The organism is Hoeflea sp. AS16, from assembly GCF_038900095.1.
In the GTDB taxonomy this organism is placed as follows: Bacteria; Pseudomonadota; Alphaproteobacteria; order Rhizobiales; family Rhizobiaceae; genus Hoeflea.
On sequence record NZ_JBBMQQ010000004.1, the window covers coordinates 257,016 to 271,400 of the forward strand.

At 65.9% G+C, this 14,385-nt stretch carries 18 protein-coding genes and 1 pseudogene; 18 read left to right on the top strand and 1 reads right to left on the bottom strand.

What is annotated here, in order from left to right; genetic code table 11:
- Window positions 1-46: 46 nt before the first annotated feature.
- Window positions 47-691 carry a class I SAM-dependent methyltransferase gene (locus WNY80_RS12680; RefSeq protein ID WP_342887748.1) on the top strand — a complete coding sequence of 215 codons (645 nt, stop codon included), beginning with the start codon at window positions 47-49 and terminating at the stop codon, window positions 689-691.
- On the opposite strand, the gene WNY80_RS12685 is transcribed toward WNY80_RS12680, so the two are convergent.
- Window positions 677-1,057, bottom strand: a complete 381-nt coding sequence (locus tag WNY80_RS12685; protein WP_342887749.1) for a hypothetical protein — start codon at window positions 1,055-1,057, stop codon at window positions 677-679. The two genes, WNY80_RS12680 and WNY80_RS12685, sit on opposite strands and share 15 nt — an antisense overlap.
- Window positions 1,058-1,155: 98 nt before the next feature.
- On the opposite strand from WNY80_RS12685, the gene WNY80_RS12690 reads away from it, so the two are divergent.
- From WNY80_RS12690 to WNY80_RS12770, 17 genes and pseudogenes are all read left to right on the top strand, one after another.
- Window positions 1,156-2,334: a phage portal protein gene (locus WNY80_RS12690; RefSeq protein ID WP_342887750.1), complete on the top strand. Its 1,179-nt coding sequence runs from the start codon at window positions 1,156-1,158 to the stop codon at window positions 2,332-2,334.
- Window positions 2,335-2,407: 73 nt separating this feature from the next.
- Window positions 2,408-2,728 (top strand): DUF6107 family protein, encoded by a 321-nt coding sequence (locus WNY80_RS12695; RefSeq protein ID WP_342887751.1) that lies wholly within the window; start codon window positions 2,408-2,410, stop codon window positions 2,726-2,728.
- Window positions 2,729-2,778: 50 nt separating this feature from the next.
- Window positions 2,779-3,252: pseudogene (locus WNY80_RS12700) on the top strand (HK97 family phage prohead protease); the annotation flags it as partial.
- Between the two features lie 249 nt (window positions 3,253-3,501).
- Complete coding sequence (locus tag WNY80_RS12705; protein WP_342887993.1) at window positions 3,502-4,743, top strand: phage major capsid protein; 1,242 nt, start codon at window positions 3,502-3,504, stop codon at window positions 4,741-4,743.
- Between the two features lie 88 nt (window positions 4,744-4,831).
- Entirely contained in the window at window positions 4,832-5,398 is a 567-nt protein-coding gene (locus tag WNY80_RS12710; RefSeq protein ID WP_342887752.1) for a head-tail connector protein, read from the top strand.
- The gene (locus tag WNY80_RS12715) at window positions 5,398-5,733 is read left to right on the top strand and encodes a phage head closure protein (protein WP_342887753.1); all 336 of its coding nucleotides are present in this window, start codon (window positions 5,398-5,400) and stop codon (window positions 5,731-5,733) included. The genes WNY80_RS12710 and WNY80_RS12715 overlap by 1 nt, the downstream gene beginning before the upstream one ends.
- Window positions 5,730-6,128, top strand: a complete 399-nt coding sequence (locus tag WNY80_RS12720; protein ID WP_342887754.1) for a DUF3168 domain-containing protein — start codon at window positions 5,730-5,732, stop codon at window positions 6,126-6,128. The genes WNY80_RS12715 and WNY80_RS12720 overlap by 4 nt, the downstream gene beginning before the upstream one ends.
- 49 nt (window positions 6,129-6,177) lie before the next feature.
- Window positions 6,178-6,585, top strand: coding sequence for a phage major tail protein, TP901-1 family (locus WNY80_RS12725; RefSeq protein ID WP_342887755.1), 408 nt, complete (start codon window positions 6,178-6,180; stop codon window positions 6,583-6,585).
- Window positions 6,586-6,593: 8 nt separating this feature from the next.
- Complete coding sequence (locus WNY80_RS12730) at window positions 6,594-7,007, top strand: gene transfer agent family protein (protein WP_342887756.1); 414 nt, start codon at window positions 6,594-6,596, stop codon at window positions 7,005-7,007.
- A 2-nt stretch (window positions 7,008-7,009) separates the two neighbouring features.
- Window positions 7,010-7,252 carry a rcc01693 family protein gene (locus WNY80_RS12735; RefSeq protein ID WP_342887994.1) on the top strand — a complete coding sequence of 81 codons (243 nt, stop codon included), beginning with the start codon at window positions 7,010-7,012 and terminating at the stop codon, window positions 7,250-7,252.
- Entirely contained in the window at window positions 7,242-7,826 is a 585-nt protein-coding gene (locus WNY80_RS12740) for a phage tail tape measure protein (RefSeq protein WP_342887757.1), read from the top strand. The genes WNY80_RS12735 and WNY80_RS12740 overlap by 11 nt, the downstream gene beginning before the upstream one ends.
- 9 nt (window positions 7,827-7,835) lie before the next feature.
- Window positions 7,836-8,477: a DUF2460 domain-containing protein gene (locus WNY80_RS12745; protein ID WP_342887758.1), complete on the top strand. Its 642-nt coding sequence runs from the start codon at window positions 7,836-7,838 to the stop codon at window positions 8,475-8,477.
- Window positions 8,474-9,364, top strand: coding sequence for a DUF2163 domain-containing protein (locus tag WNY80_RS12750; RefSeq protein ID WP_342887759.1), 891 nt, complete (start codon window positions 8,474-8,476; stop codon window positions 9,362-9,364). The genes WNY80_RS12745 and WNY80_RS12750 overlap by 4 nt, the downstream gene beginning before the upstream one ends.
- Window positions 9,361-9,804 (top strand): NlpC/P60 family protein, encoded by a 444-nt coding sequence (locus WNY80_RS12755; protein WP_342887760.1) that lies wholly within the window; start codon window positions 9,361-9,363, stop codon window positions 9,802-9,804. The genes WNY80_RS12750 and WNY80_RS12755 overlap by 4 nt, the downstream gene beginning before the upstream one ends.
- Before the next feature lie 26 nt (window positions 9,805-9,830).
- Window positions 9,831-13,679, top strand: a complete 3,849-nt coding sequence (locus WNY80_RS12760) for a glycoside hydrolase/phage tail family protein (protein WP_342887761.1) — start codon at window positions 9,831-9,833, stop codon at window positions 13,677-13,679.
- A 54-nt stretch (window positions 13,680-13,733) separates the two neighbouring features.
- Complete coding sequence (locus WNY80_RS12765; RefSeq protein WP_342887762.1) at window positions 13,734-13,940, top strand: hypothetical protein; 207 nt, start codon at window positions 13,734-13,736, stop codon at window positions 13,938-13,940.
- A gap of 94 nt (window positions 13,941-14,034) precedes the next feature.
- Window positions 14,035-14,316, top strand: coding sequence for a hypothetical protein (locus WNY80_RS12770; protein ID WP_342887763.1), 282 nt, complete (start codon window positions 14,035-14,037; stop codon window positions 14,314-14,316).
- Window positions 14,317-14,385: the final 69 nt, after the last annotated feature.

Genomic DNA, 14,385 nt, shown 5'->3' on the forward strand with positions numbered 1-14,385 from the left:
AGCTTGGAAGGCCACACAAGCGATGGCGATGGCGAGGGAGACGGGGATGACGGCAGGCACGAGGCAGACTGCGACGGATGAGGTGTTGGCGGGCTATGCCGGGCTTGGTGCTGATTGGATCACGCGCTCGGACGGTCTGAGCTGTGACGAGATTTACGCGCCGGTGACCGATCTTCTGCCGGTCGAGCCCGGCCGGGTTCTCGATCTGGGCGCTGCGACCGGACGCGACGCGGCCTGGCTCGCCGGGCGCGGGCACCGGATTGTCGCGGTTGAACCGGTCAAGGAATTGAGAGAGGCCGGGCAGGGCTTGCACCCTCTGGAGGCGGTGGAATGGCTGGATGACCGGTTGCCGGAACTGGAGCGGATCGGCGCAGGCGAGATGTTTGACTGCGTGCTCGCCAACGGCGTGCTGCATCATCTGGAGCCGGACGCGCATGAAGCTGCGATCCGCCGGCTTGCCGGGATGCTCAAGGTTGGCGGGTTGCTGATTGCCTCGCTCAGGCATGGCGTGGGGCCGTCAAACCGGCGCGCCTGGCCGATTGATGTGGAGGCGCTGGTGGCGGTGGCGCGGGCGAGCGGCATGGCTCTGATCAGACGGATCGACAAAGGTTCGATCCAGCCGGAGAACCGGGATGCCGGGATCACCTGGACCTGGTTGGCGCTCAGGCGGGACGGGTTACCCGTAGTTTAGGGCCGCGAGCGCAAACAGGCCGGTGAGAAGCAAGAGCGGCCAGCCGATATGGCGGCCCCGGCTGGCAAACAGATCGAAGAGCCCGACCGCGGTAAAACTGAGGCCTATGCCGCCAAGGATGGCGGTGCGGAGGTGCGGCTCGTCGAAGGCGAGCGCGTACAAGATGACCGCCAGCACGAGCCATGAGATGGACGTGACATGCCAGGCGAAGCGCAGAACCATGCGCGCCAGTGGATGCTCCAGCACGCGGTTGCCGCGATGTTTGAACAGTGGGCGCAGCAGGTAGAATTCGCCGCCCAGAGAATGGACCAGCGACGTTGCGACCAGCCCGACAATGCTGGCGACGATCAACCATTGAAATACCAAGGCAGTCACTCCTTACGGGCGGGGATGCGATTTTCTAGGCGGTCCGCGACGGCAAGTAAACGCCGGGGTTTCACCACTCGATTTGAAAGGGCATTGATATGGCATTCGGATTTCGGCTTCCCTGGACCCATGCTGCGCACCCTCGTGCGCCCGCCGCCAAGAGCTGGCTGCCCGGCGCGATTGCGGCGCTTTCGGGTGACGCCGGCGCAAGCTGGAGCGGGCGCTCTTACGCGGCCATTGCGCGCGAAGGCTTCATGCGCAACCCGGTGGCGCACCGGGCGACCCGGATGATCGCCGAGGCCGCGGCTTCTGTGCCCTGGGTGGTGTTTGACGGCGGCCGCGAGCAGGAGCGCCATCCGGTCATCGACCTGCTGGCGCGGCCTGATCCGGCCGGGACCGGAGACGGCTTCTTCGAGACGCTCTATGGCCACCTGATGCTCTCGGGCAATGCCTGGGTCAATCCGGTCGTCACCGCCGGCCGCATCGCCGGGCTGCAATTGCTCAGGCCCGACCGGATGCGTGTCATCGAAGGGCCGGATGGCTGGCCGGTCGCCTACGAACACCAGTCGGGCGGCAGGCGCCAGCGCTTTGCCGCACACCCGGAAGAGGGGCCGGGGCTTTTGCACCTCAAGCTGTTCCATCCGCTCGATGATCACCTGGGTTTCGCGCCGCTGGAAGCAGCCCTGATGGCGCTCGACCTGCACAATGCGGCGATGAGCTGGAACAAGGCGCTTTTGGACAATTCCGCCCGGCCTTCGGGGGCGCTGGTCTACCAGCCCAAGGAGGGCGGCAACCTGACGCCGGAACAGTACGAGCGGCTCAAAGCCGAGCTCGAGGATGGCTACCAGGGCGCGCGCCGTGCGGGCCGTCCGATGCTGCTCGAAGGCGGCCTCGACTGGAAGGCGATGGGGCTGACGCCGCGCGACATGGATTTCATCGAGGCCCGCAATGGAGCTGCCCGCGACATCGCCCTGGCGCTCGGTGTGCCGCCGATGCTGCTCGGCATTCCGGGTGACCTGACCTATGCCAATTACCAGGAGGCCAACCGCGCCTTCTGCCGTCTCACGGTCTTGCCGCTGGTCCACCGCACGGCCGCAGCACTGACCGCCTGGCTGCAGCCGCTGCATGGTGCGGGACTGAAAATCGACTATGACGCCGACCGCCTTCCGGGCCTGTCGGCGGAGCGCGACGCGCTCTGGGCGCGGCTCGGCGCGGCGGACTTTCTCTCCGATGCTGAAAAGCGGGAAGCCGTGGGATATCAAAATGTTCCGGGCTGAAGCGGAATCAGATCGTCAGCCAGATGAATCAAACTGTGAACCGGAATTGACCGTCACATGCGGAGGTAAAGCGATGCCGAATATCGATCCGGATCCGGCGATGCTGGCCGCACGGGTGACCGGCGCCATTGCCGGGGCGCTGGTCTCGCTCGCCTACATGATGCCCAGGGGTGCACGCGAGGCCGCGGCCCGCGCCGTGGCCGGCATCGTCTCCGGCCTGGTCTTCGGCTCTCCCGCCGGCGTGGCGCTGGCGCAGTGGATGGGCGTGAGCCAGTTGCTCTCGCCAGCCGAAACCCTGCTGACCGGATCGGCCGCCGCCAGCATGACCGCCTGGTGGGTGCTGGGTGCGCTAGCCCGCATTGCCGACCGCGCCGGGCGCGGCCCCAGACCGTAACGCCGCGCGTGGCGGGCAGAAACCACTTCGACAACATCAAGGACAAAACCATGACAAGCGACTGGAGCGCATCCGGACGGCAGCGAAAACGTGTCGATCTGGCACTGGAGGACGTCAGCGGCGACGGCAGCTTTTCGGGCTATGCCAGCCTGTTCGGCGCGGTCGACCTGGGCCGCGACGTGATCGAGCCCGGCGCCTTCGCGGCTTCACTCAAGCGCAGGGGAGCCAGCGATGTGCGCATGCTCTACCAGCATGATCCGGACCAGCCGATCGGCCGCTGGCTGTCGATCCGCGAGGATGCCCGCGGGCTGCATGTCGAGGGCAAGCTGTCGCTCGGTGTGGCCCGCGCCCGCGAGGTGCACGAACTGATGAAATCCGGCGCGCTCGACGGGCTGTCGATCGGTTTCCAGACCCTGCGCGCCCGCAACGAGGCCAAGGCCGGGATACGCCGGATCCTCAGCGCCGATCTCTGGGAGATCTCGGTGGTGACATTCCCGATGCAGCCGGGCGCGCGGGTGACCGCGGTCAAGGCTGCGGGAGCGCCGGCGCCGGCTCCGACACGGCGCGAACTCGAACGCCGGCTCACGCGGGATGCGGGGCTGAGCAGACGCCAGGCACGCGGGCTGATTGCCCGCGGCTATGGCGCGCTTTCGGACAGGCAGGACGCTGCGCCGGAAGACCTCAAACGCCTGGAACGGCAATTGCGCACGCTGACCGCGGTGCTCGGCCGTTCCGTTCATTCCACCGACATCAACCTGTTGAAAGGACGACCCATGACCTGTCAGACAAAGGCGCCGCGCGCGCCCGAAACCAAGAGCGTGGACGCCGATGTGTCCGCTGCCTTCGAGGACTTCATGTCCGCCTTCGAGCACTACAAGCAGTCCAACGACGAGCGGCTGGCCGAAATCGAGCGGCGCGGCAGCACCGACGTGGTCACCGAGGAGAAGATGGCGCGCATCGATCACGCGCTGGACGAGCAGAAACGCACGCTTGATGCGCTGCTGGTCAAGCGCGCGCGTCCCGATCTCGGGCGCGCCAAGCCGCAGCCCGGGGCCGTGCGGCAGGCGTTCGATGCCTATGTCCGCCGCGGCGACGAGGCAGGGTTGCGCCAGGGCGAACTCAAGGCCATGTCGGCGGGCAGTGACCCCGACGGCGGCTACCTGGTGCCCGACGAACTCGACAGCGAGATCGGGCGGCGTCTCTCCGAACTCTCGCCGATCCGCTCGATTGCCACGGTGCGGCAGGTTTCGGGCGCGGTGCTGAAAAAGCCCTTTGCGCTCGACGGCATGGCCACCGGCTGGGTTGGCGAGACCGATCCCCGGCCGCAGACGGCGGCTCCGCAATTGGCAGAGCTGCAGTTCCCGACCATGGAGCTTTACGCCATGCCGGCCGCCACCGCCTCGCTGATCGAGGATGGCGCGGTCGATATCGAGGGCTGGATCGCGAGCGAAGTGGAGGCAGCGTTTGCCGAGCAGGAAGGTGCGGCGTTTGTGGCCGGTGACGGCGCCAGCAAGCCGCGCGGCTTTCTCGATTATCCGAGCGTTGCCGATGACAGCTGGACCTGGGGCAAGCTCGGCTTTCTCGCTACCGGGGCGGCCGGCGGCTTTGGCACCGATCCGTCCGACCGGCTGGTCGAACTGATCTATGCGCTGAAAGCAGGCCACCGCCAGAACGGCCGGTTCGTGATGAACCGCAAGACCCAGGCCCAGATCCGCAAGTTCAAGGATGCCGACGGCAACTATCTCTGGATGCCGCCGGCCGGTGCCGGTCAGGCCGCCTCGCTGATGGGCTTCCCGGTGGTCGAGGCAGAGGACATGCCGGATGTGGCCGCCAACGCGATGGCGCTGGCCTTTGGCGATTTCCGCCGCGGCTACCTTGTGGTCGATCGCACCGGGGTCCGCATCCTGCGCGATCCCTATTCGGCCAAGCCCTACGTGCTGTTCTACACCACCAAGCGCGTTGGCGGCGGGGTGCAGAATTTCGAGGCGATCAAGCTTCTCAAATTCGCCGCCTGACGCATCGTCCGCTGCTTTCGAGCAACCCCTCTCCCGGCTTCCGGGGGAGGGATCCGACCCCCCATCCACCTCATTGCCGGAGACTGCCATGACCCTGATCCAGACCGATCCGCCGCTGGCGGAGCCGGTAACGCTTGCCGAACTGAAGGCGCATCTGCGCCTTGATGCGACCGACGAGGACGGCCTGCTGGAAGGCCTGATCCGGGTGGCCCGCACCCATCTCGAAGCGGTCACCGGCGTGGCGCTGATGAGCCAGGGATTTCGCCTGGCACTCGATGACTGGCCGCAAGATGCCGTGATTCAATTGATGAGAACACCGGTTCAAACCGTTGATGCGATTCTGCTTTATGATGCCGACGGTGTGGCCCGGAACCTCGACCTGTCGGGGCTGCTGCTTGATGGCATTGCGCATCCAGCACGGCTGGTGGTCACGCAGCGGCCACGCCCCAGCCAGCCGATCAACGGCATCGAGATCGAATTCACCGCTGGCTTCAACTCGATCAACGAGGTGCCGCCGGAGCTCAAGCGCGCCATCCTGATCCATGCCGCCCACCTGTATGAATTCCGCGGCGCGGTGAGTGCCGACATGCAGCCAGCATCCATCCCGGCGGGCTATGACCGGCTGATCGCGCCCTGGCAAAGGCGGACTTTGTGATGGGCGCATTCGTTGTCGATCCCGGCCGGCTCAATGCCCGCCTGGATCTTGAAACACCCACCGAGATTTCCGACGGGCAGGGCGGAGTGAGCGAGGGCTGGGAGTTGGTGGCAAGCGTCTGGGGGCGGGTCGAGCCGCTGCGTGCCAGGCCGGGTGAGGAGGCGGGTGCCGCCACCGCGCCGGTGAGCCACCGGGTGACCATCCGCTATCGCGACGACGTCCGCCACGCCATGCGCTTTGCCCATCGCGGCCGCAGCCTGCTGATCCTCGCCGTGCGCGATCCGGATGAAACCCGCCGGTACCTGATTTGCGATTGCCGGGAGACAAGGCCATGAGCGCCAATGCATTGCAGAATTGTGTGGTCGAACGGCTCAATGCCGATCCGGACGTGCTGGCCATTACCGGCGAAGGCCGGATTTTCGACCGGCTGATCACCCGCGCCGAGCCGCCTTACCTGGTGCTGGGCGAGACGGTGACCACCGATTTTTCCACCGGTGAGGCGGATGCCAGCGAGCACCGTTTCGAGATCGAGGCCTGGACCAGGCAGAACGGCCGCAAGCAGGCCGTCGAGCTGGCCGATGCGGTGCGGGCTGCGCTGCATGATGCCGATCTGTCGCTTGCAGGCGCGGTGCTGGTCAATCTCCGCCATGAGCGAACCGTCAGCCGCCGCGCGCCCAAGAGCGGGCTGCATGTGGCGCGGCTGAGGTTCCGCGCGGTGACCGAGCCCTGAACCAGGTGCCGGCCGATATTCCAATCCGAGAAGCTGAAAGGATTTTTCCATGACCGCCCAGAAAGGCAAGGACCTGCTCATCAAGATCGATGATGGCGGGAATTTCGTCACCATCGCCGGTTTGCGCGCCCGAAGGTTGGCGTTCAATGCAGAAGCCGTTGACATCACAGATGCGGAATCCGCCGGGCGCTGGCGCGAGTTGCTGGGCGGTGCAGGCGTGCAGCGGGCCTCGCTGTCAGGCGGCGGACTGTTCAAGGACCAGCAGAGCGACGCGCTGGCGCGAAGCGTGTTCTTTGCCGGCGAGATTCGTAGTTGGCAGGTGGCGATTCCGGATTTTGGCACAGTGACTGGGCCGTTCCAGATCATGGCACTTGAATATGCCGGACGCCACGACGGCGAGATGACCTTCGAGATCGCGCTCGAATCCGCCGGGGCGCTTGCCTTCGTAGCGGCGTGAGGCTGGCGATGAACGTTCACCCCAACCGCCGCCGTGGCGAGATCGCGGCACAGCTTGATGGCGAGACCCGGCTTCTGTGCCTGACGCTCGGTGCGCTGGCCGAACTGGAAAGCGCATTCGGCGTCGATGATCTCACCGAGCTGGCGCACCGCTTCGAGGCGGGAAAGCTCTCGGCGGGCGACATCATCCGCATCGTCGGCGCGGGACTTCGCGGCGCGGGAAACCGGGTGAGCGACGAGGACGTGGCCGAGATGTCCACCGAGGGCGGCGTGACAGGCTTTGCCCGGATCGCCACGGAGCTTCTCTGGGTGAGTTTCGGCGGTGAACAGCAAGTCGGGATTTCAAGCCCGACACCGGATCGGGAGGGCCGGAGGCGGGGCAATCCGCAAAACCCTCCCGGGCCGCAGGTGGCAACGAGGTGACGATGCCGGACCGGACGTTTTTCCCCTGGGCGTCCGTGCTCTGCTTCGGCCTTGGCCGCCTGCGGCTTCCCCCTGATGCCTTCTGGCAACTGAGCCTGCCGGAACTCAACGCACTCACCGGCGCCAGTGCGCAGCCCCAAGCCACGACGACCCGGGCCTCGCTTGAGACGCTGATGGCGCGCTATCCGGATAGCCGCGGAACATTTGCCGCGCCCACAGCAAAGGATTTCCCCGATGGCCGATGAGCCGAACCTCAACGTCAATGTCGATCTCGATCTCAACGGCGCCGACCGGGCGCTCGATGAACTGACGCGGAAGGCCGACGCCTTTGGCGGAGCCCTGTCCGGTGCGTTGAAATCCGCAGCCGTGGACGGCCGCGGTCTTGACGATGTGTTGCGCCAGCTCGCCACCCGCATGGTCAGCATCGCGGTTGATGCGGGCACGCGGCCGCTCAACCAGCTGATGAGCAATTCGATCGCCGGACTGAGCGGAAGCCTTGGCCGCCTGCTGCCGTTTGCCAGCGGCGGCGTGCCGGGCCGGATGAACGCCTTCGCCGATGGCGGAGTGGTCGGAGGCCCGTCCTATTTTCCGATGCCCGGTGGCGATGTCGGATTGATGGGGGAGGCCGGCGCCGAGGCAATCCTGCCGCTGAGCCGGGGACCGGACGGCAGCCTGGGCGTTGCCTCGGGCGGGGCTGCAAAGCCGGTGCAAATCACCTTCAATGTGATGACGCCGGATGCGGCGAGTTTTTCAAAATCCGAGGCGCAGGTCACGGCCATGCTGGCCCGCGCGGTCGGCCGTGGCCGCCGTGGTTTGTAGGAGGCAGACATGAGCACTGGATTTCATGAGGTGCAGTTTCCATTGCGGTTGGCGCTTGGCGCCAGCGGCGGACCGGGGCGGCGCACCGACATCGTGGCGCTGTCGAATGGCGGCGAGACCCGCAATGCCCGCTGGGCCGATGCGCGGCGGCGCTATGATGCGGGCACCGGCCTGCGCGGGCTCGATGATCTGTATCAGCTCACCGCGTTTTTCGAGGCGCGGCGCGGCCAGCTTTACGGTTTCCGTTTTCGCGATCCGGTCGACCATGCCTCGGCCCCGCCAGGCCAGACGATCACCGCCATCGACCAGCAGATCGGCATTGGCGACGGGGTGCAGACCCTGTTCGAACTGAGCAAGACCTATTCCGACGCAGGCGGCGCGACCGTGCGCCGGATCGAAAAGCCGGTCGATGGCAGCGTGGTGCTGGCGGTTGACGGCATGGCGCTGGATCCGGGCGACTATGCCGTCGATCACGCCAGCGGGCTGGTAACGCTCGCGCCGGCAGTAACGCCAGCGCCCGGCGCGGTGGTGACTGCCGGCTATGAGTTCGACATTCCGGTGCGCTTTGACACCGACCGCATCGAAATCAGCCTGTCGGCTTTCAAGGCGGGTTCGGTGCCGACCGTGCCGCTGGTGGAGATAAAGCCATGAGAGACATTCCGGAAGCCCTTGCCAGCCATCTCGACCAGACATCGACCACCACCTGCCATGCCTGGCGGCTGACCCGGCGCGACGGCCTTGTGCTGGGTTTCACCGAGCATGATCACGATCTCGAGTTTGACGGGACGGTGTTTTCCGCCGCCACCGGGTTTCGCGCCAGCGAGGTGGAAACCGGGCTCGGGCTGGAGGCTGATGCGGCAAGCGTCGCGGGTGCCTTTTCCGATGCGGCGATCAGCGCTGACGATCTGGCGCTGGGGCGTTATGACGGCGCCCGCGTCGAGACCTTTCTGGTCAATTGGCAAAGCCCCGGCGATCGCGTGCTGCTGTCGACGCGCGAACTGGGCGAGGTGCGCACGGCAGGGCAGGCGTTCACGGTCGAGCTTCGGAGTCTGGCAGCTTCGCTCGACCAGCCGCACGGGCGGCTCTATGGCCGCCGCTGCGATGCCGATCTTGGCGATGCGCGCTGCGGCAAGGACATCTCGACGGCACCGTTTACCTTGAGCGCAGCGATTGTCGCGGTTGATGACGAGATGACGCTGACCGCCAGCGGCCTCGAGGACCGGCCCGCGGGCTGGTTTGACAATGGCCGGATCCGGTTCGTCACCGGCCTGCTTGCGGGGTTGTCCGCCGACATCTCCAGCCATGTGCCCGAAGCCGGCGGGGCGCGGCTTGCCCTGTGGTCGCCGCTGGCCAGATTGCCCGCACCCGGCGATCAGCTGGTTGTCTCGGCGGGCTGCGACAAGGCCTTCGAAACCTGTTCAGCCAAGTTCGGCAACGGATTCAATTTCCAGGGCTTTCCCCATCTGCCGGGCAGCGATTTCGCCTATGGTTATGCCGACGCCGACACGGTTCATGACGGAAGGCCGATCGTGCCATGAGCGGGGAGCAAAACCGTGAGCGCATCGTGGCTGTGGCGCGCACATGGATCGGTACGCCCTACCGGCACCAGGGCGCGCGCAAGGGTGTGGGGTGCGATTGCCTCGGGCTGGTGCGCGGGGTCTGGGCCGAGATCACCGGCAGCGCCGCGCAAGAACCCGGAGCCTATGCGCCGGACTGGGCCGAGCGCGCGGGCAGCGAGCGGCTGATGACGGCGGCGCGTCAACACTGTGGCGACCCTGTTCCGCTTTCACAGGCGGTTGCCGGCGACATTGTGCTGTTTCGCTGGCGCGCCGGGGTGGCCGCCAAGCACGCGGGCATCCTCACCGGCCCCGATCATTTCATCCATTCTTACGAACCAGCAGGCGTGATCGAAAGCGCACTGGTTCCCTCGTGGCGGCGGCGGATTGCCGCCGTGCACCGCATTCCCCTGGCAGACTGAAGCAGACTGAAAAGCGAGATCTCGAAATGGCGACAATCCTTTTGCAGGTTGCCGGCGCCTCGCTCGGCGGCGTCTTCGGGCCGGTCGGCACGGCGATCGGCTCGGCCATCGGCGCCACCGTTGGCGGCATGCTCGATACCGCACTGATCAATTCCACCCGCACCATTGAAGGTAGGGGGCTGAGCGGCGCGCGCATCCCCTCCGCAGACGAAGGTTCGCCGATCCTCAGGGTGCATGGCACGATGCGCATTGCCGGAGCACTGATCTGGGCGACGCGGTTCGAGGAAACGGTCACCAGGGAACGCCAGGGCGGCAAGGGCGGAGGCCCGAAGGTCGAGCGCTATCACTATCACGCCAATTTCGCCCTCGGGCTGTGCGAGGGCCCGATTGCCTTCATCCGCCGGGTCTGGGCTGACGGGCGTGAACTTGATCTCGAAAGCCTCGACATGCGGATCTACCGCGGAACAGCGACCCAATTGCCCGATCCGCTGATCGAAGCCAAGCAGGGTGCGGGACGCACGCCTGCCTGGCGCGGGCTTGCCTATGTCGTGTTCGAACGGCTGCCGCTTGACGATTTCGGCAACCGCATTCCGGCGCTGCAGTTTGAAGTGGTCCGACCGGTGGGTGGGCTTGAACCGGCAATCGAGGCCGTGGCGCTGATTCCGGGATCAACCGAGCATGGCTATGCAACCACCGAAATACGCGAAACCACCGGGGTAGGGGCTGCACGGACACTCAATCGCAACATGCGCCAGGCTGCGACCGACTGGGCTCAATCGATCGACGAATTGCAGGCGCTTTGCCCCAATCTCAAGTCCGTGGCGCTGGTGTCGGCCTGGTTTGGCGACGATCTGCGCGCCAGCCATTGCCGGTTTCGTCCCGGCGTCGAGGTGGTGGCGCGCAATGGTGAAACACGGCCGTGGAAGGTGGGCTCTCTTACCCGCGCCAGCGCGCATCTGGTCTCCACCAGTAATGGCGGTCCGGCCTATGGCGGTACGCCGGACGACGCATCGCTCATCGAGGCGATCCGCGATCTCAAGGGGCGTGGCCTCAAGGTGGTGCTCTATCCCTTTGTGCTGATGGACATACCGGCCGGCAATGGCCTGCCGAACCCCGGCGGCGGCACCGGGCAACCGGTCTACCCCTGGCGCGGCCGCATGACGGCGAGTGTTGCACCGGGATTGCCGGGCACACCCGAAGGCACAGCGGCGATGCGTTCCGAAATCACCGGACTCTGCGGTGAAACGCTGGTGTCGGATATCGGTGTTACCGGCGACAGCGTCAGTTGGTCAGGCGGCGACGATGGCTACCGGCGCTTCATCCTGCATCACGCCGCACTGGCAATCGCGGCCGGTGGTGTCGACGGGCTTGTCATCGGCTCGGAAATGATCGGTCTGACCAGGCTCAGGGACGAGAGCGGGGCATTTCCCTTCGTTGACCAACTGATGCAGCTGGCGGCCGACACCAAGGCGATGCTTGGCGGGGAAACGACCGTGACCTACGCCGCCGACTGGACCGAATATGCCGGATACCGCCCCGATGACGGCTCGGGTGACGTCTATTTCAATCTCGACCCGTTATGGGCGCATCCCGCCATCGGCGCCATCGGCATCGACAACTACATGCCGCTGAGCGACTGGCGCGACGCAAACCTGTCTGACGGCAACCCGGATGGCGCCGGTTTTGCCAATGATGTGGCCGCCATGCGTGCCGCGATTACCGGAGGCGAGGGCTACGACTGGTATTATGCCGGCGAGGCAGGACGGGATGCGCGGGAACGGCTCCCAATCAGTGATGGTCTTGCAGGCAAACACTGGATGTACCGGTCCAAGGATCTGCGTGGCTGGTGGCAGAACCAGCATTATGACCGTGTTGGCGGCAGCGAGGCGGAGAGCCCCAGCCCCTGGGTGCCGGGCTCGAAACCGTTCTGGTTCACCGAACTGGGGTGCCCGGCGGTGGACAAGGGCGCCAACCAGCCCAACCTGTTCCCGGATCCCAAATCGTCGGAAGGCGCGATTCCCTGGTACTCGTCGGGTGCGCGTGACGACCTGGCCCAGCGGGCTTTTCTCGAGGCGCATCTGGCCCACTGGACCGGTGCGGCCAATGCCGATGGCATGGTTGCCACCGACCGCATACACCTGTGGACCTGGGACGCGCGGCCGTTTCCCGCCTTTCCGCTGTCTTCGCAGATCTGGTCCGACGGCTCCAACTGGCGCACCGGCCACTGGCTCAACGGCCGGTTGGGGACGGTGGCGCTGAAGGATCTGATCGCCGCCATCCTGACAGAGGCGGGAATGACCGGGTACAATGTCGACCGGGTCGACGGCATGGTGACGGGCCACGTGGTCTCCAGCCCGGCCTCGGTGCGAGCGCTGCTTGAGCCGCTGATCGAGGCGTTCGCCATCGATGTCCGCGAAGGTCCCGATGGGTTGGTGTTCACCTCGCGGCTGGCGCGTGGCGCTCGACCGCTCGAAATCGACGCGGTGGCCGATCCCGGCGAAACGCCGGTGTTTGAGGAAATCCGCGGAGAGCTGAGTGAATTCGCCAATGAAGCTGTGCTGTTGTCGGCTGATCCGATGAACGATTATGCCCCGGCCTCGGCACGCTCGCGCAGGCTTGAGGGCGAGCCCGTGCGCCAGCGTGATCTGCCGCTGAGCGTCGCGATCGAGCCGGGGCTCTCCCGCATGGCCGCAGACCGCTGGCTGCAGGATCATCGTTTGCAGCGCCGTCAGCTTCGTTTCGCCCTGCCGCCGCAGGCGGTCCGGGTTGAACCCGGCGATACGGTCCGGTTTTCGATGGAGAACGCCCCGCTCAGCAGCTTCCGCATAACCCGCATCGAGGATGGCGAGATCCGCCGCATCGACGCGGTGGCGCATGCCGGAGCCGCAGCCCCATCATCAGTGGAAACCTATGGTGCCCGCGCCGGAAATGACGCCAACGCGGCGTTCGTGCCGGAAATCGTTTTTCTCGATCTGCCGGTGCTGACGGGCATCGATGAGGCCGGGTGGGCCCGCGCCGGCGCACTCTCCATTCCCTGGCGGCAGATGGTGCTTTCGAGTTCGGTGGAAGCGGAAGGCTACACGGCGCGGGTAACGCTGGATGCGCCGGCCCGTATCGGTTCGCTGGCCGAGGCCTTGCCGCCCGGCGCCATCGAAGGTCGCTTCGACCGCAGCGCGGCGCTGCTGGTCGATCTCGGTTTTGGCGGACTGTCGAGCGCCAGCCGCCTGTCGGTGCTCAATGGCGCCAACGCGGTTGCTGTCCGCTCGGATGCCGGGGTCTGGGAAATCATCCAGTTCGAGACCGCTGAAGAAATTGCGCCGGGGCGCTGGCGGCTTGAAAGCCTGCTACGTGGTCAGGCCGGAACCGATGACGCCATGCGCGCAGGTGCGGGCGCCGGGGCCGCTTTCATCGTTCTGGACGGGGCGGTCAGATCACTCGGCTTGTCCCTTGATGAAGCCGGGCGTGCGTTCAACTGGATTGCCGAGAGCGCGGGCGGCCAAGCCGGCGGAGAGGCGCCTGTGGCTTTTGCCGGCGGGGAGCGGGCACTGACCCCGCTGTCGCCGGTGCATCTTCGGGCGCAGAGGCAGGCGGCGGGCGTGAAACTGTCATGGATCCGGTGCGGAAGGCTCTCCGCCGACAGCTGGACACCCGCCGAGATTGCCAATGACGAGGGCTTTGAGCGTTACCGCATCGAGATCCTCGATGACGGCGCGGTGGTCAGGACGGTCGAGACCGGCACGGCGCAGTGGCTTTATCCGGCAGCCGATGAACTCGCGGATTTCGGCTCTCCGCAGTCCGCACTGACGTTTCGCGCGGCACAGGCCGGAAAGCGGGTGCCCTGGGGGATATCCCGAACCGCGACCTGCAGTCTCTGATCCCCGCAACCTTGACCGATAGTCTAGACCGAAACGCTTGAAAGGACATCTGCCATGACCGACATGAAACCCTGGTGGCAATCGAAAACCCTGTGGGGCGCCGTCGTCACGATCGTATCAGCGGTCCTTGGTCTCACCGGACTCGATCTCGCCGAGGCGGACCGTGAAGCCCTGACAGGGCTTCTGACCTCGCTTGGTGCAGGACTTGGCGGCGTCATCGCCATCATGGGGCGGATCAGGGCCCGGAACCGGATTGGGTGAACTCCAATGGTTTCCATTCATTTGCGGTTCAGGCAAGATCTTGTATCACTGGCTCCAAGATGAAATACGAACCGCTTCAGGGCTGATCATGATCATGAATTTACTCAGTATTGGTTTGGTTGCCGCCCAGGCTGCAACCATGACACCGGTCGCCACCGTGTCACAGGATCTGCGTGCGCCGGACGGCACTGCCATTGTCCGCACCGCGGCTGACTGCTCGGGCGCAGCCAACAAGGTTGTTGGCCAGACCGGCGGGCAGTTGCTGTCGGCCTCCGCCCGGACGCAGGGCGGCCAGGTGGTCTGCGTGATCACGGTGCTGGTGCCCGGCAATGGCAATGACCGTCCGAAGAAAGTCACCGTCACTGTTCCGCAATAGGCAGAGGCGAACGCAAACGCGGCAAGGCATGGCATGTTTTGGAATGCCGGCCTTGCCATCCCGGCCTCG

Bases quoted from the DNA above. Each gene is read 5' to 3' on its own strand.
- WNY80_RS12755 (WP_342887760.1), top strand. From the start codon at position 9,361: ATGAGCGGGGAGCAAAACCGTGAGCGCATCGTGGCTGTGGCGCGCACA.
- WNY80_RS12715 (WP_342887753.1), top strand. From the start codon at position 5,398: ATGGGCGCATTCGTTGTCGATCCCGGCCGGCTCAATGCCCGCCTGGAT.
- WNY80_RS12690 (WP_342887750.1), top strand. From the start codon at position 1,156: ATGGCATTCGGATTTCGGCTTCCCTGGACCCATGCTGCGCACCCTCGT.
- WNY80_RS12705 (WP_342887993.1), top strand. From the start codon at position 3,502: ATGACCTGTCAGACAAAGGCGCCGCGCGCGCCCGAAACCAAGAGCGTG.
- WNY80_RS12760 (WP_342887761.1), top strand. From the start codon at position 9,831: ATGGCGACAATCCTTTTGCAGGTTGCCGGCGCCTCGCTCGGCGGCGTC.
- WNY80_RS12745 (WP_342887758.1), top strand. From the start codon at position 7,836: ATGAGCACTGGATTTCATGAGGTGCAGTTTCCATTGCGGTTGGCGCTT.
- WNY80_RS12720 (WP_342887754.1), top strand. From the start codon at position 5,730: ATGAGCGCCAATGCATTGCAGAATTGTGTGGTCGAACGGCTCAATGCC.
- WNY80_RS12770 (WP_342887763.1), top strand. From the start codon at position 14,035: ATGAATTTACTCAGTATTGGTTTGGTTGCCGCCCAGGCTGCAACCATG.
- WNY80_RS12750 (WP_342887759.1), top strand. From the start codon at position 8,474: ATGAGAGACATTCCGGAAGCCCTTGCCAGCCATCTCGACCAGACATCG.
- WNY80_RS12740 (WP_342887757.1), top strand. From the start codon at position 7,242: ATGGCCGATGAGCCGAACCTCAACGTCAATGTCGATCTCGATCTCAAC.
- WNY80_RS12765 (WP_342887762.1), top strand. From the start codon at position 13,734: ATGACCGACATGAAACCCTGGTGGCAATCGAAAACCCTGTGGGGCGCC.
- WNY80_RS12735 (WP_342887994.1), top strand. From the start codon at position 7,010: ATGCCGGACCGGACGTTTTTCCCCTGGGCGTCCGTGCTCTGCTTCGGC.
- WNY80_RS12710 (WP_342887752.1), top strand. From the start codon at position 4,832: ATGACCCTGATCCAGACCGATCCGCCGCTGGCGGAGCCGGTAACGCTT.
- WNY80_RS12730 (WP_342887756.1), top strand. From the start codon at position 6,594: ATGAACGTTCACCCCAACCGCCGCCGTGGCGAGATCGCGGCACAGCTT.
- WNY80_RS12695 (WP_342887751.1), top strand. From the start codon at position 2,408: ATGCCGAATATCGATCCGGATCCGGCGATGCTGGCCGCACGGGTGACC.
- WNY80_RS12680 (WP_342887748.1), top strand. From the start codon at position 47: ATGACGGCAGGCACGAGGCAGACTGCGACGGATGAGGTGTTGGCGGGC.
- WNY80_RS12725 (WP_342887755.1), top strand. From the start codon at position 6,178: ATGACCGCCCAGAAAGGCAAGGACCTGCTCATCAAGATCGATGATGGC.